Annotated in this window: 18 protein-coding genes; 10 read left to right on the top strand and 8 right to left on the bottom strand. The window is 58.5% G+C overall.

Translation table 11 applies throughout. The features are described 5' to 3' along the window. Window positions 1-9: 9 nt before the first annotated feature. From FS819_RS21530 to FS819_RS21520, 3 genes are all read right to left on the bottom strand, one after another. On the bottom strand, window positions 10-936 hold the full coding sequence (locus FS819_RS21530; RefSeq protein ID WP_156550389.1) for an ArsR/SmtB family transcription factor: 927 nt from the start codon (window positions 934-936) through the stop codon (window positions 10-12). Between the two features lie 79 nt (window positions 937-1,015). Further along, window positions 1,016-2,395: a M20 family metallopeptidase gene (locus FS819_RS21525; protein ID WP_156550390.1), complete on the bottom strand. Its 1,380-nt coding sequence runs from the start codon at window positions 2,393-2,395 to the stop codon at window positions 1,016-1,018. An 82-nt stretch (window positions 2,396-2,477) separates the two neighbouring features. Beyond that, window positions 2,478-3,218, bottom strand: coding sequence for a FadR/GntR family transcriptional regulator (locus FS819_RS21520; RefSeq protein ID WP_156550391.1), 741 nt, complete (start codon window positions 3,216-3,218; stop codon window positions 2,478-2,480). Window positions 3,219-3,428: 210 nt separating this feature from the next. Between FS819_RS21520 and kdgD the strand changes: the two genes are divergently transcribed. The 10 genes from kdgD to FS819_RS21470 all read left to right on the top strand — a co-directional run bounded on the left by kdgD (window position 3,429) and on the right by FS819_RS21470 (window position 15,277). Then, complete coding sequence (gene kdgD / locus FS819_RS21515; RefSeq protein WP_156550392.1) at window positions 3,429-4,334, top strand: 5-dehydro-4-deoxyglucarate dehydratase; 906 nt, start codon at window positions 3,429-3,431, stop codon at window positions 4,332-4,334. A 113-nt stretch (window positions 4,335-4,447) separates the two neighbouring features. Continuing rightward, window positions 4,448-6,364 (top strand): ABC transporter substrate-binding protein, encoded by a 1,917-nt coding sequence (locus FS819_RS21510; protein WP_156550393.1) that lies wholly within the window; start codon window positions 4,448-4,450, stop codon window positions 6,362-6,364. A gap of 219 nt (window positions 6,365-6,583) precedes the next feature. Then, window positions 6,584-7,567 (top strand): ABC transporter permease, encoded by a 984-nt coding sequence (locus FS819_RS21505; RefSeq protein ID WP_012654022.1) that lies wholly within the window; start codon window positions 6,584-6,586, stop codon window positions 7,565-7,567. A gap of 89 nt (window positions 7,568-7,656) precedes the next feature. Next, complete coding sequence (locus FS819_RS21500; RefSeq protein WP_197434170.1) at window positions 7,657-8,727, top strand: ABC transporter permease; 1,071 nt, start codon at window positions 7,657-7,659, stop codon at window positions 8,725-8,727. 9 nt (window positions 8,728-8,736) lie between these two features. Beyond that, window positions 8,737-10,443, top strand: a complete 1,707-nt coding sequence (locus tag FS819_RS21495; RefSeq protein WP_156550395.1) for an ABC transporter ATP-binding protein — start codon at window positions 8,737-8,739, stop codon at window positions 10,441-10,443. Then, the gene (locus tag FS819_RS21490; protein ID WP_156550396.1) at window positions 10,440-11,300 is read left to right on the top strand and encodes an SMP-30/gluconolactonase/LRE family protein; all 861 of its coding nucleotides are present in this window, start codon (window positions 10,440-10,442) and stop codon (window positions 11,298-11,300) included. Before FS819_RS21495 ends, FS819_RS21490 begins: the two co-directional genes overlap by 4 nt. A 33-nt stretch (window positions 11,301-11,333) precedes the next feature. Then, on the top strand, window positions 11,334-12,098 hold the full coding sequence (locus FS819_RS21485) for an NAD-dependent epimerase/dehydratase family protein (RefSeq protein WP_156550397.1): 765 nt from the start codon (window positions 11,334-11,336) through the stop codon (window positions 12,096-12,098). Window positions 12,099-12,299: 201 nt separating this feature from the next. Next, window positions 12,300-13,436, top strand: coding sequence for a thioesterase domain-containing protein (locus FS819_RS21480; RefSeq protein ID WP_156550398.1), 1,137 nt, complete (start codon window positions 12,300-12,302; stop codon window positions 13,434-13,436). Between the two features lie 211 nt (window positions 13,437-13,647). Beyond that, entirely contained in the window at window positions 13,648-14,382 is a 735-nt protein-coding gene (locus FS819_RS21475; RefSeq protein WP_156550399.1) for an SDR family oxidoreductase, read from the top strand. Between the two features lie 52 nt (window positions 14,383-14,434). Next, on the top strand, window positions 14,435-15,277 hold the full coding sequence (locus tag FS819_RS21470) for a fumarylacetoacetate hydrolase family protein (RefSeq protein WP_156550400.1): 843 nt from the start codon (window positions 14,435-14,437) through the stop codon (window positions 15,275-15,277). Between the two features lie 137 nt (window positions 15,278-15,414). On the opposite strand, the gene FS819_RS21465 is transcribed toward FS819_RS21470, so the two are convergent. From FS819_RS21465 to scpA, 5 genes are all read right to left on the bottom strand, one after another. Beyond that, window positions 15,415-16,296 (bottom strand): efflux RND transporter periplasmic adaptor subunit, encoded by an 882-nt coding sequence (locus FS819_RS21465; protein ID WP_156550401.1) that lies wholly within the window; start codon window positions 16,294-16,296, stop codon window positions 15,415-15,417. Then, window positions 16,293-16,502, bottom strand: coding sequence for a DUF1656 domain-containing protein (locus FS819_RS21460; RefSeq protein ID WP_156532236.1), 210 nt, complete (start codon window positions 16,500-16,502; stop codon window positions 16,293-16,295). Before FS819_RS21460 ends, FS819_RS21465 begins: the two co-directional genes overlap by 4 nt. Window positions 16,503-16,507: 5 nt before the next feature. Further along, window positions 16,508-18,568, bottom strand: coding sequence for an FUSC family protein (locus FS819_RS21455; RefSeq protein ID WP_156550402.1), 2,061 nt, complete (start codon window positions 18,566-18,568; stop codon window positions 16,508-16,510). Window positions 18,569-18,573: 5 nt separating this feature from the next. Continuing rightward, window positions 18,574-19,038: a MarR family winged helix-turn-helix transcriptional regulator gene (locus FS819_RS21450; RefSeq protein ID WP_156550403.1), complete on the bottom strand. Its 465-nt coding sequence runs from the start codon at window positions 19,036-19,038 to the stop codon at window positions 18,574-18,576. 104 nt (window positions 19,039-19,142) lie between these two features. Beyond that, on the bottom strand, window positions 19,143-21,281 hold the full coding sequence (scpA, locus tag FS819_RS21445; protein WP_156550404.1) for a methylmalonyl-CoA mutase: 2,139 nt from the start codon (window positions 21,279-21,281) through the stop codon (window positions 19,143-19,145). Between the last annotated feature and the right edge of the window lie 12 nt (window positions 21,282-21,293).

Genomic DNA, 21,293 nt, shown 5'->3' with positions numbered 1-21,293 from the left:
ACCGGATATTCATTCCGTGCGAATTCGTAAAACAATATCCTGATCGTAATTGCCAAATCCGCGTCCGAAAATGTTGATCCCACCGGGATGCCGCGCATCATCGCGCACGCCGATCCTCACCCGGATGGAATGATGCGCCAGCAGATCGATGGCATTGAGATCGATGGCCGAAATCTTGACGCCATCAACGAAGGTGCCTTCCGCCGAAATTCGCCAATTCTTCAGCTTGCCGTATTGGGAGCCCTTCAGCTTCCACCAGTCAGGCGTATAGACACCACGTTTGTCACCGAAATCGCCGGGAGAGGTCCATGTACCGACATCCGTGCCGTTGATCGACAAGGTGATATCGGATGGCCAGTCGGCACTGGTGCCGGGGACTTCCGAACTCAGCTCCATGGCAATCTCGATTTCGCGGATCGCGCTGCCGGATAGCTTGGCATTGTTGGGGAATTGATATTCAACATAGCCTCTGGTGAACCAGATCAGCCCGGCTTTCATCCGTTCCGGATCAAGGAAAGTATTGGGGACGTCCAGAAGCCCGATGATGCCCTCGGGCGAACAAAGACCACAGGGCGCCGTCACCTCATAGCTGGTATAAAGGCCGATCGGCATCGCCACTTCGATGGCATGGGCATCGATCTTGCGCCGCTCGCTCTTGAAGACAACCAGCACTTCCTCGGCGGTCGGATAACAGATCTTCTGGCTGCCCTTGCGGGCTTTCTGGCTCTCCGTGCGGATCAGCCCCGCATCCTCCAGAACCTGGAGATTGGTGGAGACGGTGGATTGCGGCAGCGACAGTTCGGCGGCGATGTCATTGACATTCATCGCGCCTTTTTCATGCAACAACTTGAGCATTCCGATCCGTAGTGGCGAGGCCAGCCCTTTCAGAACTGCCATGCCGTCTTCCGGGTCGATCACAAGGAAATTTCTGCTCATTGGCTGATATTCATCCGAAAACAAGGTGTTTCACGAATGAATATCAGAATTCCTGATGCAATCAACAGGTGCCAAAGTCTCAAATGGCTTTCAGCGCAGCGCCCTGTTCGCCAATATCCAGGAACAGGCCGGTCATCACCCGCATGCCCTCTTCGGCAATCGACAGAAGAGCGTGCTCGTTCGGTCCGTGCTGGCCGCATTCAGCATGGGAATGGGGAATCCAGATGGTCGGTAGGCCAAGAATGCCGGTAAAGGCATCATTGGGCAGCGAGCCCGCCAGATTGGGCAGGACATGCACCGGCTTGCCACTGGTGCGGGTAATGGATTGCTCGACAAACCGCACCCAGGGATGATCGGGGGAGAACCGGGTGGCCCGGAAGGCCTCGCCCCGCGCTGGCTCCACCGCCACCATGGGAAAACCATGGGCATCGAGATGTCGTCGTAAAGCGGGCAGAATGCCCTCCATATCCGTTCCCACCACGAACCGCAGCTGGCAGGTGGCGCGCGCCGATCCGGCAATGGCATTTTGCGGCGCGTTGATATTGCCCGAGGATATGGCCAGAACCGCCATGGAATTCCAGCCGAACACCCGCTCGGACGGCGTCAGATCCGCCTGACCCCAGTCCGCGTCATGCTTGCGGGACGGCAGGTCCTTGAGGGCAGCGCGAATGTCAGGGGTCAGGCTGGTCGGCAGCCATTCCGGGATCTGGATCTGGCCACGCGCATCGACAATCGTGGCAATGGCATGGGCGAGAATGATTGCCGGATCGGCCAACAAGCCGCCGAAATTGCCGGAATGGTGATCACCGTCGCGCAAGGTAACGTTGAGGTTGAAGGCAAAGCCGCCGCGTGACCCCATGAACATGGTCGGCGTATCCGCCGCCAATCGCGGCCCATCGGATGCGATCAGCACATCGGCGGCAAGGGCTTCGCGCTTGGCCTGGAAAAACTCACGCAAACCGTAGGAGCCAGTTTCCTCGGCCATTTCCAGGATGATCTTGACGTTGAAGCCGAGCTTGCCCTTCTCTTTCAAAATCAGTTCCAGCGCCTTGATATTGATGAGATGCTGGATCTTGTTATCCGCCGTGCCGCGCCCGTAAAGCTTATCCCCTTCCTGATGCAGCACGAAAGGGTCGAGCCCTTCACGCCAGCGATGCGCTTCGCCATTACAGACATCGCCATGCCCATAGATCAGCACGGTCGGCAGGCTGGCGTCCTCGATCAGGCTGGCGATCAAAAGCGGCGCGCCATTCTCTCGCGGATTGGCGAAAATCTCCGTGGCAAAGCCCAGGGACGACAGCAGCGGCTGAATATCCTCCACCAGATAGGCTTGAAGATCCTCCGGCCTGCCTTCCGACTGGCTGACCGAGCGGCGCGCTATAAGCCGGGCCAGATCATCAGTCAGCTTGCCGCCAAGCGCATAATCGGACGCATTGCGGATGAGTATCTCTCTGGTCATAAAACCTGCCTTTTGATTATTTTGCGACGCAATGCCAAGACAATAGAGGATGGGAAAGGAGAAGCGCAAACATCAATGTGCCTCAGCCGCCCTCCTTGCGCAGATTCCGGGCCAGCGCCCGATGCCGCTCCTGGGATTTTTCAATATGCTCGCGCATGGTGGCGCGCGCACCCTGCGGGTCCTGACCGGAAATGGCGTCGGCAATCCGACCATGCTCCTCCACCACTTGCGAAAGATAGGTTTCGCTGCGTGAAGAGGCCAGGTTGGGCAGGTTGGAGCGCGGAATGGCTTGCGGGCCAAAGCTTTGCATGGCGCTCAGATAATAGCTGTTATTGGTCGCCCGGGCGATGGCCAGGTGAAAATCGAAATCCGCCTTGGAGGTCGGCGCCTTTTCGGCGACAAGATCCGCCATCACCTCATTGGCCGCCCGGATCTCGTATTCCTGCGCCGAAGAGCGGCGCACGGCGGCCAGCGCTGCGGCTTCCGTCTCGATTGCCACCCTGAATTCCAGCATTTCCAAGGTTTTCGGAATGCTACGCTGCTCTTCCGTGCTGAGGCGCATTTCCTGTCCGGGCAGGTCATCAACGACAAACACGCCCTTGCCCTGACGAGCATCGACAAGACCGGCGGCGCGCAGCTCGGCTAGCGCCTCGCGGATCACCGTGCGGCTGACCCCGAACCGCTCGATCAGCCCCGGTTCGGTCGGCAATTGCGTGCCAAGCGCCAGCCGTCCGCCAACAATATCGGCACGCAAGGCTTCGATGACGCTTTCGGCCAGCCTTGGCTTGCGCTGTGCTTCACTCGGCGATGGGGCTTTGGCCATGGAAATCTCCATAAAGGGACAATTCGGGTGTTGGGCAGATATTGAACGGAATTCGACTGGACAGGTATTTTAAATCATAATATGACTTCGCTGGAAATCATGATATTACTCGGTTGCAGTCATTATAAAGCACGAGGATAGGTGCCCGTTCAAGTCTTTCGCGAAGAAGATCGTGTGGCACGGAGCAGTTGAACGCAGGAGAGGCGGACCATGGAACCGAATGAACTGAAACGTGCACTGGGCGCAGGCTTGCTGTCCTTTCCCGTCACCCCTTTCGATGACAAGGGCGAGTTCAACCCGGATGTCTATGGCGCGCATATCGACTGGCTGTCTGGCTATGACGCGACGGTGCTGTTTGCCGCTGGCGGCACCGGCGAAATGTTCTCGCTGTCGCCGGATGAAATTCCTGGCATTGTCGCCACCGCCAAGGCGGCATCGAATGGCGTACCTATCGTCGGTGGCTGCGGCGGTGGCACAAGGGTTGCCGTCGAAATTGCCAAGGGCATCGAAAAGGCTGGCGGCGATGGCATTCTTCTGCTGCCACAATATCTGATCGATGCGCCGCAGGCGGGCCTTTATGCCCATGTCAAGGCGGTCTGCGATGCGGTTGGCTTTGGCGTCACCGTCTACAACCGCGACAATTGCGTGCTTCAGACCGAAACCATCCAGCGGCTCGCCGATGACTGCCCCAATCTGATTGGCTTCAAGGACGGCACCGGAGAACTTGGCCTGGTGCGCCGCATCACCGCGACGCTGGGCGACCGCCTCACCTATATCGGCGGCATGCCAACGGCGGAATTGTTTGCCGAGGCCTATCTGGGTGCCGGTTTCTCCACCTATTCGTCAGCCGTCTTCAATTTCGTGCCGCAACTGGCCTGCGATTTCTACAAGGCGCTGCGCGCTGGCGATCGGGCGACCTGCGAAAACATCCTCAACCAGTTCTTCTTCCCCTTCATGGATTTGCGTAGCCGCCAGAAGGGCTATGCGGTCGCGGCCATCAAGGCGGGTGTTCGCCTTCAGGGCTTTGCCGCCGGTTCGGTGCGCCCGCCCCTGACGGATTTGACCTCGCAAGAAGTGGATATTCTGGCCGGGCTGATCGAGCCCTGGAAGCAGTGAGAAACAACTGACGAAAAGAATAGACCCGGGAGCGTCTGTTCTTTTCGGCTGGCGAATGCAGCAAAGCGACTTCGGTCCATCATAAAATCTATCTTTTCGGGAGGAAAAACACGATGAAGACCAGAAAACTGCTTGCCACAGTGGCGCTTGCCGCACTGGTCGGCATGCCGGTCATGGCGATCGCCCAGGACTACCATCAGGCGCCGCAGCTTGATGCGCTGGTCAAGGAAGGCAAATTACCACCGGTCGAAAAACGTCTGCCGGAAAATCCGCGCGTCGAAGACATGGTGGACCGGGTCGGCGTCTATGGCGGCTACCAGACCGGCGGATTGGTGGGCGGCAATGACCGCAACGCACTGGCAAAACTGACCGGCTACGAGCCGTTGATGGCCTGGGACCGGGAATGGTCGGGCAAGATCATTCCCAATGTCGCGACCTCCTACAAAGCCAGCGATGATGCCACGACCTTCACCTTCGAATTGCGCAAGGGCATGAAATGGTCGAACGGCATGGATTTCACCGCTGAAGACATCGCCTTCATGGTCAATGACGTGCTTCCGGATGACAAGCTGTTTCCGGCCAAACCCGCCTGGATGCTGGTCGGGGGCAAGCTGCCGGTGGCGACCGTCAACAGCCCGACCAGCGTCACCATCAAGTTCTCCGGCCCGAACGGCTTGTTCCTCATGAATGTCGCGGGCGTTTTCGGCACGCAGCTCACGTTGATGTCGAAGCAATATTGCGGCCAGTTCATGCCGAAATTCAATCCCGATGCCGAAAAGCTGGCGAAGGATGCCGGTGATGCCAGCTGGATCGAACATCTGACCAACAAGTGCGGACTGGAAATCGAACAGGTTCAGCGCTGGCGCAATCCTGACATGCCCGTCCTCGGCCCCTGGAAGATCAAGGACCCCTATGTATCCGGCGCCACCCAGGTGACGTTTGAGCGCAATCCCTATTACTGGAAGGTTGATCCGGCGGGCAACCAGTTGCCTTATCTCGACGGTGCCCGCTACAGCGTCAATTCGGATGTACAGACCGTGCTTCTGGCGGCGATTGCCGGCAAGATCAACTATCAGGAACGCCATATCGGCGTGAACCAGAACCGTCCGGTCTTGAACGAAGGCGCGGACAAGGGTGGTTACGAGTTGATCGACCGGATTACCGGTCAGGGTGCGGATACGTCCTTTTCCTTCAACATGACCCATAAGGACCCGGAGATGCGCAAGATCTTCGGCAACAAGGATTTCCGGGTGGCGATGAGCATCGCCATTGATCGCAAGTCGGTCATCGATGCGATTTATCTGGGCCTGACGCAGCCGAAACAGGTGGCGCCAAACGAAAACACCCTCTACGCCAATGACCGATTGGCGCATCAATATCTCGATTATGACCCTGACAAGGCCAACAAGCTGCTCGACAGCATCGGCCTCGACAAGAAGGATGCCGATGGCTTCCGGCTTCGCCCTGATGGCAAGCGCCTGACCTTTACCGTCATCACGCCTGCGGCGCTGTCCAACTGGGGCGATGTAGCCGAACTGGTCATTCGCTACTGGCAGGCCGTTGGCGTCGATGCGCGCTTCCAGTCGATGGATCGCACGCGGTTCTACGAGGTCAAGAACAACAATGATCATGACGTGGCACTGTGGACCGGCGAAGGGTATGGCGTCGATGCCCTGCTTGATCCGCGCCTCTATATGCCGGTCTCGATTGAGTCCAACTATGCGGTCGCCTGGGGCAAGGCTTATCTGAAGATGCAAGGCGGAGAAGAGCCGCCGGAGCCGGTCAAGAAACAGTGGGATCTGTATAACCAGATCAAGGGCACCACCGATCAGACCAAGCAGACGGCGCTGTTCCAGCAGATTCTCGATATTGCCGCCGACCAGTTCTACACGATTGCGATTTCGACACCGCCGGCGGGCTTCGCCGTCAAGGCCAAGAACCTGCACAACGTAATGAACAATGCGCCGACTTCCTGGGTCTATCCAAGCCCGGCGCCCAGCAATACCGAGCAATGGTTCATCCAGAACTGACAGTCTTCTGTTTTCGTTTGTCTTTTCGGGAAAGCCGGTTTCCACTTTTCCTAAGGCAAACTCAAAGTGAGCTCCTCCCGACTTCGGGGCGTCGCCCACGTGGCGCTTGCCCAACCTTGCGTCCCTCGTCCGGCGCCCCGAAGACCCCGCTTTTGGTCACCCTGTAGTCCCCTGCCCACGTCCATGGACAGGAACGTAAGACCCCGGAAAGGATCGTCGATGTTACGGTTCATCACATTGCGCGTGCTGGGTATGATCCCCGCGATGTTTGCCATTTCGCTTCTGACCTTCGTGGTGATCCAGTTGCCGCCTGGCGATTTCGTTTCGACGCTGGCCGCCCAGGCCGCTGAAACCGGCGACACCATGTCTCCTGCCCAGTTGGAGACCCTGCGCCAGCGCTATGGCATCGGCGAGCCGGTCGTGCTGCAATATGTCCACTGGATTGGCGGCGTGATGCATGGCGATTTCGGCTATTCCTTCGAGTGGAACCAGCCGGTCAGCCAATTGGTGATGCAGCGGATGGGCATGACGGCGCTGGTCGCTTTCATCACGCTGATGTTCGTCTGGCTCACGGCCCTGCCGATCGGCATCTATTCCGCCGTGCGCAAATATTCTCCGGGCGATTACCTTTTCACCCTGCTGGGCTTTATCGGCATGGCGATCCCGAATTTCCTGCTGGCCATCCTGCTGATGTATGTGGCGACCATTCACTTCGGCCAGAGCGTCGGCGGGTTGTTTTCGCCGGAATTTGCCAATGCGCCCTGGTCGCTTGCCCGGATCGGGGATTTTCTCAAGCATGTCTGGATTCCGGTGATCATTCTGGGGGCCAGCGGTACGGCGGCGCTGATCCGCGTTATGCGCGCCAATCTGCTTGACGAATTGCGCAAGCCCTATGTGGAAGCGGCCCTTGCCAAGGGACTGCCGGAACGGCGGGCCATCCTGCGGTATCCGGTGCGCGTTGCCATCAATCCATTCATTTCCACCGTCGGCTGGGTATTGCCGACCCTGATTTCCGGCGAGTTGATCGTGTCCACCGTGATGAACCTGCCCACCGCCGGACCTCTTCTTTTGCAGGCGCTGAAATCCCAGGACATGTACCTGGCCGGCGCCTTCCTGCTGATGACCGGTGGCCTGGTCCTGGTCGGCACGCTGCTGTCCGACATCCTGCTTGCCATCGTCGATCCAAGGATCCGCCTGACATGACCGTAACATCTTCTCCCCTGCCCCACGCCGACAAGGGGACTGGCGCCCCGAACGAACCGTTGCTCGACAACCAGACGACCGGCGACCGCATGGTGGTCTCCTCGCAATGGGCGTTGATGTGGTTCAAGTTCCGCCGCCACAAACTGGCGATGCTTGGCCTGATCGCCACAGCGGCAATCTATTTCCTGGCGATTTTCGCAGAATTCCTGTCGCCAACCCTGCCGACGACCTTCAAGCCGCAATATACCTTCGCACCGCCGCAGCCGATCAGCCTGTTTCACGATGGCAAATTCCTGCCGCATGTGAAGGGCTATAAGAATGTCGTCGATCCGAAATCCTTCACCCGGGTTTTCCAGGTGGATGACAATGCGATCATCCCCATCGAGTTTTTTGCCCGCGGCGAAAGCTACGATATGTGGGGCCTGTTTACCACCAATCTGCACTTCATCGGCCCGCTCGATCATACCAAGCCTTTCTATATTCTGGGTGCCGACCGGCTTGGCCGCGATCTCCTGTCGCGCGTTATCTATGGCACGCGGATTTCCATGTCGATTGGCCTGATCGGCGTGTTTCTCAGCCTGGTGATCGGGCTGGTTCTGGGCGGCATATCCGGCTATTTCGGCGGGATGATCGATAGCGTCATCCAGCGCACCATCGAGTTTATCCGTTCGATCCCGACCATTCCGCTGTGGCTGGGGCTGGCCGCCGCCATGCCGAAGGATTGGTCGTCGCTCAAGGTCTATTTCGTCATCCTGATCATCCTTTCGCTGATCGGCTGGACCGAAATGGCCCGTGTGGTGCGTGGCCGTTTCCTGTCCTTGCGCACCGAGGATTTCGTCACTGCCGCAAGGCTGGATGGTGCCAGCGAAATGCGGGTGATCGGACGTCATATGATGCCCTCCTTCACCAGCCACATTATCGCCGCCGTCACACTGGCAATCCCGACGATGATCCTTGCCGAGACGTCACTGAGCTTCCTCGGCCTTGGTCTTCAGCCACCCATCGTCAGCTGGGGCGTTTTGCTCCAGGACGCCCAGAACCTGCGGGCGCTGACCCAGGCACCGTGGCTGCTGGCGCCTGGTGTGGCTGTGGTCGTTGCCGTTCTCAGCCTGAACTTCCTTGGCGACGGCCTGCGCGATGCAGCCGATCCCTATGCTTGAGGTAACTCTATGACATCGAACGTAAAGCCCCTCTTGCAGGTCAAGAACCTCAGCGTCGAATTTCCCGTGCATCGTCAGGTGATCCAGGCTGTCCGCAATGTCTCCTTCGACGTCTATGAAGGTGAAACCCTTTGCGTGTTGGGCGAAAGCGGCTCGGGCAAAAGCGTCACGGCCCGCGCCATCCTGAAGCTGCTGGCCGATCCCGGTCGGCTGACGTCAGGTGAGATCCTTCTCGCTGGTGAAAACGGCAAGGCCGACAGAGACATCGCCAAGCTCAAATCCTCCAGCCAGGACATGCAATCGATCCGGGGCGGCCAGATCGCGATGATCTTCCAGGAGCCGATGACGTCGCTGTCACCGGTACATCGGATCGGCGAACAGATCATCGAAGCGATCCTGCTGCATGAGAAAATGGACAAGGCGCAGGCACGCGCGCGCGCCATCGATCTGTTGCGTCAGGTGCGCATCCCCGATCCGGAAACCGCCATCGACCGCTATCCTTTCGAATATTCAGGCGGCATGCGCCAGCGCGCCATGATCGCCATGGCACTGTCGTGCAATCCACGCCTGCTGATTGCCGATGAGCCGACCACGGCGCTCGACGTCACCACCCAGGCCGAAATTCTCGACCTGATCGTTTCGCTTCAGCGTGAGCGCGGCATGGCCGTGCTGTTCATTACCCACGACATCGGCGTGGTGGCTGAGATCGCTGACCGGGTGATGGTGATGTATCGCGGCGAAAAGGTCGAGGAAGGGTTGGCCGAACAGGTTCTGCGCCGCCCGGCTGCCGCCTATACCGCAGCGCTTCTGGGTGCCGTGCTAAAGCTGGAAACGCCCCTTCCCCGCCGCACGCTTCCCGCCGCCGCCAAGCCGCTGATGGAAGTTTCCGACCTGCACTTGCAATTCGGCTCGCGCCGCCGATGGGGGGTGAAGCAGACATTCGGCGTCAAGGCTATCGACGGGGTCAGCCTGACGCTTGCACCCGGCGAAACCCTGGGCATTGTCGGGGAAAGCGGATCGGGCAAGACCACGCTTGGCCGCACCATGCTGCAAATCTACAAGCCCACGGCTGGCCATGTGCATTATGCCGATGCCAAGGGTCACGATGTTGACATCGCCAAAGCATCGCGCAACACCATGCGTCATCTCTATACGGAAATGCGCATGGTGTTTCAGGATCCACATTCTTCGCTCAATCCACGCATGACGGTGTTTGAAACCATCGCCGAGCCGATGCGGATGATGGGCCTGACCACCACCCAGATGCGCGAGCGGGTGGAATATCTGCTCGACCGCGTCGGCCTGCCGACCAATGCCATCAACCGCTATCCGCATGCCTTTTCTGGTGGCCAGCGTCAGCGCATTTCCATCGCGCGCGCCATCGCGCCCAATCCACGGCTGATCATCGCCGATGAGCCAACCTCGGCGCTAGACGTATCGCTTCGCCATCAGGTGCTGGATTTGCTGGCGGAATTGCGTGCCGAGCTTGGCATCAGCTTCATCTTCATCAGCCATGACATTACCGTGGTGCGCTATTTCTGCGACCGGGTGGCGGTGATGCAAAAGGGCAAGATCGTCGAAATGGGCGATGCCGACGATATCTGCCTGCGGCCACAGCATCCCTATACTCAAAAGCTGATCGCCTCGGTGCCGCAGCCCGATATGTCGAGACGGCGCAAGCCGCTGATCATGCCGCGGGCGACGGGGGTGCAATGAGAGAATTTACCGCGCAACCGCTTGATATTCCAGCCGTTACTGTGGCGGAAAGCCCGCTATGGCATGATGACGCGCTCTGGTATTGCGACATTGAGGCAGGTGGCCTGCTGCGCTTTAATCCGCAAGATGCCAGCCTGAAGCGCTGGACGCTGGATGGCGCGCTCGCCTCCATCGCGCCAACGGATGGCGGTTTCATCGCTGGAACCTCGCTGGGGTTTGAATATTTGTCACTGGATAGCGACCGGCTGAAGCGGGAATTGCTGCATTCTCCTTTGATTGCTGCGCCCGGCACCCGGATGAATGACGGCATTGCCGATCCGTCCGGGCGGTTCTGGTGCGGCAGTATCGAGCCACACAGTCCGCATCTCGGGCGGCTTTTCTGCATCGACAAGGGGCAGGTCCGCGTGGTGCGCGACGGTTTTCGCACCTTGAACGGCCTTGCCTTTTCACCCGATGGCAGACGGCTTTATGTTTCCGACAGCCATCCCACCCTTGCAAGCGTCTGGACCATTGCGCTTGACAGTGACGGCATACCATTGGAACCACCGCAACTGTTCGCGGATCTGTCGGAAATCGGCGGACGTCCTGACGGCGCATCGGTGGACCAAGACGGTTTCTACTGGATCGCCGCCTCCGACAGTGGCCGGGTCTTGCGGCTTGATCCCAAAGGTCGTCCCGATATGGTCATCCACGTGCCGACCACCAATCCCACCAACATCACCTTTGGCGGGCCAGATTTCAGGACGGCTTTCATCACCAGTCTGAAACCGGGCGGTAATGGCAACGAGTTTGCTGGCCGGATCTTTGCCGTCGATCTCCCGGTGGCCGGGCGCAAACCGGACCGCTATATCGCTTAAAGCCTGACATATGACCGAGGCAAGGAGTGTTTGATGACCCGTCTTCTGATCACCGGCGCCGCTGGTAATATCGGCACCACGCTTGCGCCGCGCCTTGCAGCACTTGGCTATGAGCTGGTGTTGAGCGACCTGAATGACGATGCGGCCCGGGGCATCAAAGGTGCTGATCTCGGCAATTTCGATGCGATCTGCAACGTTATGCAAGGTGTTGATGGCGTCGTCCATCTCGGCGGCATGGCCAATGAGGCATCGTTCGAAACGGTGCTGAATGCCAATATTCGCGGCACCTATCACATATTCGAAGCCGCAAGGCGCCTTGGCGTGCCGCGCGTGGTGCTTGCCAGTTCCTACCATGTGGTCGGCTTGCACCCGTTCGGCGCGCCAATCGATGAGACCGCGCCAATGCTACCCGACAGTTTCTACGGCCTGTCCAAGGCCTATGGCGAGTTGCTGGCCCGCACCTATCATGACAAATGCGGCATTCAATCGATATCCGTGCGCATCGGCTCCTGCTTCGACACCGTTCGCAGCCCCCGCATGCTGACCACATGGATCAGCGCCGATGACCTGACCCGTCTCGTCGACCGCGCCTTCACGGTCGAGACGCTCGGCTGCCTGATGGTTTACGGCGTCTCCGACAACGATCGCGGCTGCATGGTGAGCAGCGATGCCGATAAACTTGGCTGGAAAGCGCAGGACCGCTCACAGGACGCGCCGATGGACCTGGGCCGCGAAAGCGAGATCATTGGTCCCCTGCTGGGCGGACCATTTGCCGAGGCAAACCTCCCACAAGATTAAAATCGCGCGCCTCGTTGCCTGACTTTTTTCGTGGAATCCATTCTCATAAACGGCGTGATGTCGTAAACAGACAATGACGTAGCAAATCTGCTTCGCTATGGTTGTTTTTACTATCTCCTCCACCTGGGGGCGATGGATGTTGAGGAAATGTCTGCGAGGATCGTAAATGAAGACGATTTGGGCCGGCAACGGGCTGTTCGTATGAATGTCACGGCATTGCTGGTCGATCTCTGTCGCCAGGAATTGAAACGTGCTGTGTTGCCCGACGATAATCTGCTGGAAGACGGCCTGACCATCAACAGGGCCTTGCGCATCATTGACCGGTTCTGGCGGGAAACCGCGATAGAGCTGGATGTCAACAGCTTCTACCTCTGGCCAAGCCCGCAGGCGCTTGCCCTTGCCATCGAAAACGGCTCCTATTTAAACCTGCCAAAGATTATCGAAATCAGGAAGGGTTGCGCCGACAAGACATTGATCGTCTTTGCCGGAGGCTTGAGCTGTTTTCTGGAAATACAGGATTTCATTCAGCGATTGCATTTTCCGGGCCGAATTCTTGGCATGTCCCTGACGCCGTTTGATAGTAGCAATCGTGACCCGGCTGTTGTCGCGGACGAAATTCGCACCTGTCTCTCCGCCCTGAAAGACGCTGGCATTCCCGGTCCCTATTGCTTGATGGGCTATTCCTTCGGCGGGGTTTTGGCGCTGGAACTAGCGACAGCCATGCAAGACGCTGGCGAGGAGATTGCCTTTCTTGGCCTGATCGACACGCCTCAAAGTGAGTATAATTGGCCTCTATCCGTCTGGCTTAGTTTCATGCTGAAACGCTTGACGCGGCGGCTGAAGACCGCAAAGCCCAGGCTTGCCCCAAGCGTCATACCGACCCCAGGGCAGAGCAGGCGTGACGGCGGGCTCTCCATCAGACACCCATGGATGGCAATCACCATCAGAGCCGCTGGCATCGCCACTTATTTCCGCCCATTTCTGTTTCGCTTCCGCGATCCACGCGACCCCGACTATCCGACAATGGCACCGCAATGGATCGGCAATTACCCTCCCGGCTATGATCGAATGGCCCGTCAACTTCTGAGAATGAAGGGGCTCTACCGGCCAAAACGTTATACCGGGCCTTTGACGTTCTATCGCGCGCTTGGCGGATCACCGATTGATTGCGATCCGAAGACTATATGGGAGGCCTTTCTGCCGGGAGCGGCGTGGATCGACATGCGCGGCAATCACCAGAGCATTGTGATTGGCCGCAACGCCGAAACACTCGCCCGCGACCTGGATCAGCGGCTGAACGAATGCCTCAGATGTCCGTCAGATCAGCTCACCAAGTAAGCTTGACCTTACACCGGCCAGCGACCTATAGTTCATCGCGCATTCCCCGTAATGCATTATTTATACATCATAATTTCCCCTTGAAAAGGAAGAGGATCAGGCGGAAATTCTGCAATAATCCGGTGGTATCGATAGGAAGACGAGCGGTTTGCGCACCAAAGCCCCACCCCTTCGTCCCCTTAAAGGCTGCCCGAACCAGGAGGAAAACCCAATGTCGTCGTCTCTTGCTGATAAAAAAGTGCTGATAACAGCCGCTGGCCAAGGCATAGGCAGGGCCAGTGCGCTGGCCTTTGCCCGCGCTGGCGCCACGGTCGTCGCCACGGACATTAATGAGCAGGCGCTGGCCAGCCTGGAGGCGGAGGCTGGCATTATCACACGCCGGTTGAACGTTTTGAAGGACGACGAGGTCAAGGCGGTGATTGCCGAAACCGGTCCCTTCGACGTGCTGTTCAACTGCGCCGGTTTCGTTCATGCTGGATCGGTCCTCGATATGAAGGATGACGAACTGGACTTTGCCTTCGACCTCAATGTGCATGCCATGGTGCGTACCATCCGCGCCGTGCTGCCTGCGATGATCGAAAAAGGCGATGGCGCGATCATCAACATGTCTTCGGTCGCCTCCAGCATGAAAGGCGTCGCCAATCGCTGCGCCTATTCCATCACCAAGGCCGCCGTGATTGGCCTGACCAAATCCGTCTCCGCCGAATATGTCGCGCAGGGCATCCGCTGCAATGCCATTTGCCCCGGCACGGTGGAAAGCCCTTCGCTTCAGGACAGGCTGAAGGCGCAAGGCGATTATGAGGCTGCCCGCGCCGCCTTCATCGCCCGCCAGCCAATTGGGCGGATCGGCACGCCGGAAGAGATCGCCGATCTTGCCGTCTATCTGGCCGGCGCCACCTATACGACCGGGCAGGCCTACGCCATCGACGGCGGCTGGTCGATTTAGAGTTGCCTTAAATTTCAGCCAGAGTGCTTGGAAACATGAAAGGAAATACCCGATGAAACTGATGCGCGTTGGCCCGATTGGCCAGGAAAAGCCAGCCCTTCTCGATAGCGATGGCAAGATCCGCGACCTCTCCGCCCATGTAACCGATATCGGCGGTGCGGCGATTTCGCCGGAAGGACTGTCACAACTGGCAGCGCTCAATCCAGCGACCCTGCCGGAACTTGCGCCCGGCCGGATCGGCGCCTGCGTCTCCGGCACTGGCAAGTTCATCTGCATCGGCCTCAACTATTCCGACCATGCCGCAGAAACCGGCGCAACCGTACCGCCTGAACCGGTGATCTTCATGAAGGCGACTTCAGCGATTTGCGGTCCTAACGATGAAGTATTGATCCCTCGCGGCTCGGAAAAAACCGACTGGGAAGTCGAACTTGGCGTCGTCATCGGCAAGACGGCAAAATATGTGTCCGAGGCAGATGCTATGGACTATGTCGCAGGTTACTGCGTTTCCCATGACGTGTCCGAGCGCGCCTTTCAGACCGAACGAGCCGGTCAATGGACCAAGGGAAAATCCTGCGACACGTTCGGCCCGATCGGTCCCTGGCTGGTCACCAAGGACGAGATTGCCGATCCACAGAACCTGAAAATGTGGCTGACCGTCAATGGCGAGACCATGCAGGACGGCTCCTCCAAGACCATGGTCTATGGCGTCGCCTTTCTCGTGTCCTATCTCAGCCAATTCATGAGCCTGCATCCAGGCGATGTGATCTCCACCGGCACACCGCCCGGCGTCGGCCTCGGCATGAAGCCACCACGTTTCCTGAAAGCTGGCGATGTGGTTGAACTGGGCATTGAAGGTCTCGGCACCCAGAAACAGGCATTTATCGCCGATATCTAATGCGAAGGGTCGTTGAAAATCACCCTTCGTATTCCTTTTGCAAATATCTCAAGCGGTGCAAGCATTTGAGATATTTGCAATCTCTTCAAGGCGAGGATGCGTGAGCGTCTTTGGTGCCTTGGCATTAGGCAGTATCGCTACTTTTGACCAGCCTGAGCTTCCGGCTGGATGTCCACTGTGGCCGTCAGGCCCGAGATCAGCCTTGTACCATCAGGGACATTTTCGAGATGAATGCGCACCGGCACGCGCTGCGCCAGCCGGACCCAGTTGAATGTCGGGGTGATATTGACCAACAGGCCGGAGCTTGAATCGCGCTCGCGGTCCTGGATGCCGGTCGCCATGCTTTCCACCCGGCCAGTCAGCACGGTTTTCTGTCCCATGATCTGCACGGAGGCCCGGTCGCCTTCACGAATGCGCTGCAATTTGCTTTCCTCGAAATAGGCCTCGACCCGCAGTGTATCAGTGTTGACCACGGCGACGGTTGCGGTGCCTCTATTGACGAAATCGCCGACCTGAAGAGAGAAATTGCTCACCGTGCCGTTGACGGTGGATTTCACTTCAGTGCGATCCAGATCCAGCTTGGCAACATCGCGGCTGGCAAGGGCCTTGTTATAGGAAGCCTGCGCCTGTTCCTGGGCGGATACCGCCTTATCACGCGCCTGGGCCGAAGCGGAATCGCCAAGCCGCTCTTCGCGTTGGCTTTCGCGGACAGCCTCATCCAGCGAGGATTTCGCCTGATCGAGATCGGCCTGCGCCTGCTCCAGCGCAAGTTCAAACCGTTTTGCATCGACCCTGAACAGAACATCGCCCTTGCGCACGGTCTCATTGTCCTTCGCCAGCACCTCGCTGACCGGGCCGGTGACATCAGGTGCGATCGACGCGACATCGGCGCGCACGCGCCCGTCGCGCGTCCATGGCTCCTCCATGTAATAGACCCAAAGGTGATAGCCGGCAAAAAGCGCGGCAACAACGACAACCAGGGTGACAGCGACCCTGCCGAGAGATTTCAACATCGTCATGAGACAAACCAGCGTGTTAGAAAGGAAAGACCTGCCGTCAGCAGGACAAAGAGTGCAACATCGAAAAGGCCACGATGCCAGATGAGCCCATAGGCACCCATCCAGGCCAGCAGCTTGCGGATCACCATGCTGATCAGCAAGGCGATCAGCATCACCACGAAAAGACGCGGGACATAGACGCCATAGATATCGAATTCGGTCGGCATTGAGGTTACTCTGCTGCAAAAGAAAGTTGGTTGGGCTCGGACCTTGTGGACAGGCTTGGCGGTGGCGATTGCACAAACAGCACGCGCCGGAGGCCGACCAGCGCGTCGGTAACACGGCGCCCGACATCGCCCTCGTTGCGCATGACCGTCTCCAGCGCCCGGTCGATGGTGTCCTGCAATTGCGGCTGCGCCGACCCTGACCCACCCCGCTTCAGCCGACGCCGGTAATGATCCGCAATGCCAGCCAGAACCTGCGAGATCAGCGTGCCGCTTTCCTGCCCAAGCGATGGCCGCTGCTGTTGCAGCGTCACCACGTTGAAGCCGAGCCGGACATCGGCAAAGCCATCGACATCACCGAGATCGCGCACATTCAATGCCGCCAACCGGGGGACAAGCTGTCCAAGCCGGTCAAGACTGCGACTGGAAAGGCGATCGACATCTCCCGACCGTGATCCGGAAGCCGTATCGGCAAGATCCCGCCATCCCGACTTCATCAATCGCCGGGCCGCCAGTTCAGCCCCAAAAGGCTGGGCGACGGTGACCCAGAGTTGGGCAAAACCGATGCCGAGCAGGGTCGCCAGCCCACCATTGGCAAAGCTGGTCAGATCCGCGGAATACTGGTCCTGAATGGCGATCAGCGTGGCGCTGTTGACTGCCAGCAGCATGAAAAACATGCCCATTTGCGGATTGCTCATCTTCAGCCCGATGAAAAGGAACATCGGCGCCAGCGTCAGCACCAGCATTTCGAAGGAGGTCACAACTGGGAGAATGGCAAAGAGATAGACGAAGGCAACTACAATCGACAGGGCCGTCCAGATCAGCATTTTGCGGATCATTGGCGCAGGCCGGTCCTGGGCGGCAAAAAACGAACAGGACACCGCGACCATGGAAACGAAACTCGCGCCCTGGCTCCAGCCGCTGGCAATCCAGAATGCGCAGGCCAACAGAATGCCCACCACAACAACGGCAACTTTCATGGCCAGCAGTGCATGGTCGAAATGCCGGGAGCCTGTCAGGATACGTCTGGTGTGCAGGAGCGGCAAAGTCTCCGCCGCATGGCCGCCGCTGGCGATGTGATCGCGCAGTGTCAGGCAATCCTGCCAGAGTTCAACGACATCCTTCAACCGAGTCAGCAGGCTCGACATGACGAGATCCTCCCAGCCATGCGGCTTATCCTGCTTCTGCAAGGCGTCGATCCGAACCAGCAGGCTGGTGCCAGCCTTTTCCGTCTCGACGCCACCACCCAGTTTGAACCAATCAGCGATATCATTGAGAAGGGCAATGAGGGTGTCATCCAGGCCGGATTGCTGTTTGACAGCATGCAACCGGTCTGCAAGCGACGAAAACACTGGCAGCAGCATCAAAAGCCGACCGCGCAGCTCCCGCGCCTGACCAACAACGTCTTTGGTTCCCGGATCATAACTTAACTGACTGATCATCAGGTCAAGACTGGACACGTCAGAGGCCAATTGCTGGCGCTTCAGCGGGGTGGACGGTATGGCACCTTCGCCGCGCAAGATATCTTCGGCCCAGGCACCGGCATCGGCCAGCCAGACATTAATCCGATCACTGAACAGTCGCCCGATACTGGAGGGAAACACCACCTGATTAACGAGCGTGGCGCAGAGAATGCCCAGGGTAATTTCCTCGGACCGCGCCAGCGCCATATCGAAGACGCCGCCGGGATCACTGACGCTGGGCAAGGCAATCAGCGGCAACGTGTACCCGGCCAGCATGAAAACATAGGCACGCGCCGAGCGGTCCAACATCGACAAAAACAACAGCGTTCCAGTCCAAAGCGCCACGACCAGGGATAAAAGCTCCGGCGCATTGACGAAGACCGGTACGAACACAACCGCAGCACTGGCACCCAGCAATGTGCCAAGCACACGGTACAGCGCCTTGGATTTGGTGGCGCCCGCGAAGGGATTGGAAACGATATAGACTGCCGAAACAGCCCAATAGGGCCGCGACAGATCAAACATCAGGGCAAGATAAAGGGCCAGCACGGCGGCCGCGAAAGCCTTGCCGGAAAACACCCAGTCTCTCCAGGTTGGTGCGACCATCGACCCTAGTCCTTCTTGTCCCGGCTCGCCCGCATATCGACGCAGCGTTGCTGAAACTCCATTAAAACGCGCAGAGTCGTTTCTAGATCCGCCTGGGATATCCCTTCAAAGACCCCTGCCCTTTCCTCGTCCAGCACAGCTTCTATCCGCGCTGCCATGCGCTTGCCTTCAGGCGTCAGCCAAAGGCCCTTGGCCCGCCTGTCGGTGGGATCGTCCTTGCGCATCACCATTCCCGAGGATTCAAGCTGATCAAGCAGCCGCACCAGCGAAGGCCCCTCGATGCCGACATGCTCGGCAAGGGTGATCTGGCGGATACCGCCCCCCAACCGCCCGATCCACACCAGGGGCGAAGCGCAGGCCTCGGAAATTCCATGCTCGGCCAGAATCAGATCGATCGTCCGGCGCCAGAGGCGCGCGGCCGAAAACAACTGACTGGTCAAATTTCTGCGCGTGTCGAGATCATTGCTCATAATCTCGAGATAGCATAGATATAATTAGTATTCAAACTATTTTGATAAAAATAATTCCGTCACCCGTGTGCTGTCCGAAAAACCTCCAAACCATCAGTTTAGCATTATTGGTTTCGCAATCGCCCCTGCATGAGATTGATGACGGCGCGGGCGGCCTCGAGCACGTTTGTTCCTGGGCCGAAGACGGCGGCGACGCCGTGGTCGAGGAGGAATTGATAGTCCTGTCTTGGGATGACGCCGCCAACCACGACGATGATGTTTTCCGCACCTTTAGCCTTGAGCGCGGCAACCAATTGTGGCGCAAGGGTTTTATGGCCAGCCGCCAGCGAGGACATGCCGACGACCTGCACCTTGTGGCCGATGGCCAGATCAGCGGCCTCTTGCGGGGTCTGGAACAGCGGACCGGCGATGACGTCAAAGCCAATATCGCCAAACGCCGAAGAAATGACTTTGGCACCCCGGTCATGACCATCCTGGCCAAGCTTGGCCACCATGATCTTCGGCTTTGCACCCAGCACCGTGGCAAAATCCGATAGCTGGCCGACAAGCGTCTGGTATTCGGGATCGTCGTGATAGCGGTCGCCGTAGACCTTGGACACCACTTTGGGCACGGCGGTGTGATCGCCAAACACCGACCGCATGGCATCCGATATTTCTCCCACGGTGGCGCGGGCGCGGGCGGCATCGACGGCGGCGGCCAAAAGGTTGCCTTCTCCGGTTTTGGCAATGCGGGTCAGTTCCAACAGGCTCGCCTCCACCGCTTTTGCATCCCGGCGGCGCTTGGTGTCTTCAAGGCGCTTGATCTGGCCAACACGGACAGTGGCATTGTCGATATCGAGAATGTCGATCTCGTCCTCGGTTTCCAGCCTATATTTGTTGACGCCAACGATCACCTCCTCGCGGCGGTCCACAGCCGCCTGGCGACGGGTGGCGGCCTCCTCGATCAGGCGTTTGGGCAGGCCGTCAGCCACCGCCCTGGTCATGCCACCCAGACTTTCCACCTCTTCGATCAGCGCCCAGGCCGCATCCGCCAGTTCCTTGGTCAGGCTTTCGACATAGTAAGAACCAGCCAGCGGATCGACCACCTTGGTCACCCCGGTTTCATGCTGCAAGATCAGTTGGGTATTGCGGGCAATGCGCGCGGAGAACTCGGTGGGAAGCGCAATGGCTTCATCGAAGGAATTGGTATGCAGCGATTGCGTACCACCCAGCACCGCCGACATCGCCTCAAACGCCGTGCGGACAATGTTGTTATACGGGTCCTGCTCGGCCAGCGACACGCCAGATGTCTGGCAATGGGTGCGCAGCATCAACGAGCCCGGATTTTTGGGGTTAAACTCCTGCATGATCCGGGTCCACAGCAGCCGGGCGGCCCGCAGCTTTGCCGCTTCCATAAAGAAATTCATGCCAATGGCGAAGAAGAACGACAGGCGGCCTGCGAAGGCATCGACATCCAGGCCCTTGGCCAGCGCTGCCCGCACATATTCACGGCCATCGGCAAGCGTGAAGGCCAGTTCCTGCACCAGCGTCGCACCTGCCTCCTGCATATGATAGCCGGAGATCGAGATCGAGTTGAACTTCGGCATTTCCCGGGCGGTATAGTCGATAATATCTGCGACAATCCGCATCGAAGGCTCAGGCGGATAGATATAGGTATTGCGGACCATGAATTCCTTCAGGATATCGTTCTGAATGGTGCCCGACAATTTATCCCGCGAAACGCCCTGTTCTTCGCCCGCCACAATGAAGCTCGCCAATATCGGAATGACCGCGCCATTCATCGTCATCGACACCGACATCTGATCGAGCGGAATGCCGTCGAACAGGATTTTCATATCCTCGACACTGTCGATCGCCACACCCGCCTTGCCGACATCGCCTTCGACGCGCGGATGGTCGCTGTCATAGCCGCGATGCGTGGCTAGATCGAAGGCGACGGACAGCCCCTTCTGCCCAGCTGCTAGATTGCGCTTATAAAAGGCATTGGAGGCTTCCGCCGTGGAAAACCCGGCATATTGGCGGATCGTCCAGGGCCGCCCGGCATACATCGTCGCGCGTGGCCCACGGGTGAAGGGCGCAAAGCCAGGCAGGCTATCGAGATGGTCCATGCCGGCAAGATCGTCTGCCGTATAAAGCGGCTTGATGGCGATGCCTTCCGGCGTTTGCCAGGTCAGGCTGTCCGGACTGGCTTTCAGCTCTTTTTCGGCAAGTGACTGCCAATCCTGAATGCTTCTTTTGGTCATCGATTGGCCTCC

The organism is Allorhizobium sp. Av2, assembly GCF_021462805.2.
In the GTDB taxonomy this organism is placed as follows: Bacteria; Pseudomonadota; Alphaproteobacteria; order Rhizobiales; family Rhizobiaceae; genus Allorhizobium; species Allorhizobium vitis_G.
The sequence above is the reverse complement of the archived record's forward strand: the minus strand, read 5'-3'. Positions and strand labels throughout refer to the sequence as shown.

Bases quoted from the DNA above. Each gene is read 5' to 3' on its own strand.
- FS819_RS21510 (WP_156550393.1), top strand. From the start codon at position 4,448: ATGAAGACCAGAAAACTGCTTGCCACAGTGGCGCTTGCCGCACTGGTC.
- FS819_RS21500 (WP_197434170.1), top strand. From the start codon at position 7,657: ATGGTGGTCTCCTCGCAATGGGCGTTGATGTGGTTCAAGTTCCGCCGC.
- FS819_RS21525 (WP_156550390.1), bottom strand. From the start codon at position 2,395: ATGACCAGAGAGATACTCATCCGCAATGCGTCCGATTATGCGCTTGGC.
- FS819_RS21450 (WP_156550403.1), bottom strand. From the start codon at position 19,038: ATGAGCAATGATCTCGACACGCGCAGAAATTTGACCAGTCAGTTGTTT.
- scpA (WP_156550404.1), bottom strand. From the start codon at position 21,281: ATGACCAAAAGAAGCATTCAGGATTGGCAGTCACTTGCCGAAAAAGAG.
- FS819_RS21485 (WP_156550397.1), top strand. From the start codon at position 11,334: ATGACCCGTCTTCTGATCACCGGCGCCGCTGGTAATATCGGCACCACG.
- FS819_RS21455 (WP_156550402.1), bottom strand. From the start codon at position 18,568: ATGGTCGCACCAACCTGGAGAGACTGGGTGTTTTCCGGCAAGGCTTTC.
- FS819_RS21465 (WP_156550401.1), bottom strand. From the start codon at position 16,296: ATGACGATGTTGAAATCTCTCGGCAGGGTCGCTGTCACCCTGGTTGTC.
- FS819_RS21520 (WP_156550391.1), bottom strand. From the start codon at position 3,218: ATGGCCAAAGCCCCATCGCCGAGTGAAGCACAGCGCAAGCCAAGGCTG.
- FS819_RS21470 (WP_156550400.1), top strand. From the start codon at position 14,435: ATGAAACTGATGCGCGTTGGCCCGATTGGCCAGGAAAAGCCAGCCCTT.
- FS819_RS21495 (WP_156550395.1), top strand. From the start codon at position 8,737: ATGACATCGAACGTAAAGCCCCTCTTGCAGGTCAAGAACCTCAGCGTC.
- FS819_RS21460 (WP_156532236.1), bottom strand. From the start codon at position 16,502: ATGCCGACCGAATTCGATATCTATGGCGTCTATGTCCCGCGTCTTTTC.
- kdgD (WP_156550392.1), top strand. From the start codon at position 3,429: ATGGAACCGAATGAACTGAAACGTGCACTGGGCGCAGGCTTGCTGTCC.
- FS819_RS21530 (WP_156550389.1), bottom strand. From the start codon at position 936: ATGAGCAGAAATTTCCTTGTGATCGACCCGGAAGACGGCATGGCAGTT.
- FS819_RS21475 (WP_156550399.1), top strand. From the start codon at position 13,648: ATGTCGTCGTCTCTTGCTGATAAAAAAGTGCTGATAACAGCCGCTGGC.
- FS819_RS21480 (WP_156550398.1), top strand. From the start codon at position 12,300: ATGAATGTCACGGCATTGCTGGTCGATCTCTGTCGCCAGGAATTGAAA.
- FS819_RS21490 (WP_156550396.1), top strand. From the start codon at position 10,440: ATGAGAGAATTTACCGCGCAACCGCTTGATATTCCAGCCGTTACTGTG.
- FS819_RS21505 (WP_012654022.1), top strand. From the start codon at position 6,584: ATGTTACGGTTCATCACATTGCGCGTGCTGGGTATGATCCCCGCGATG.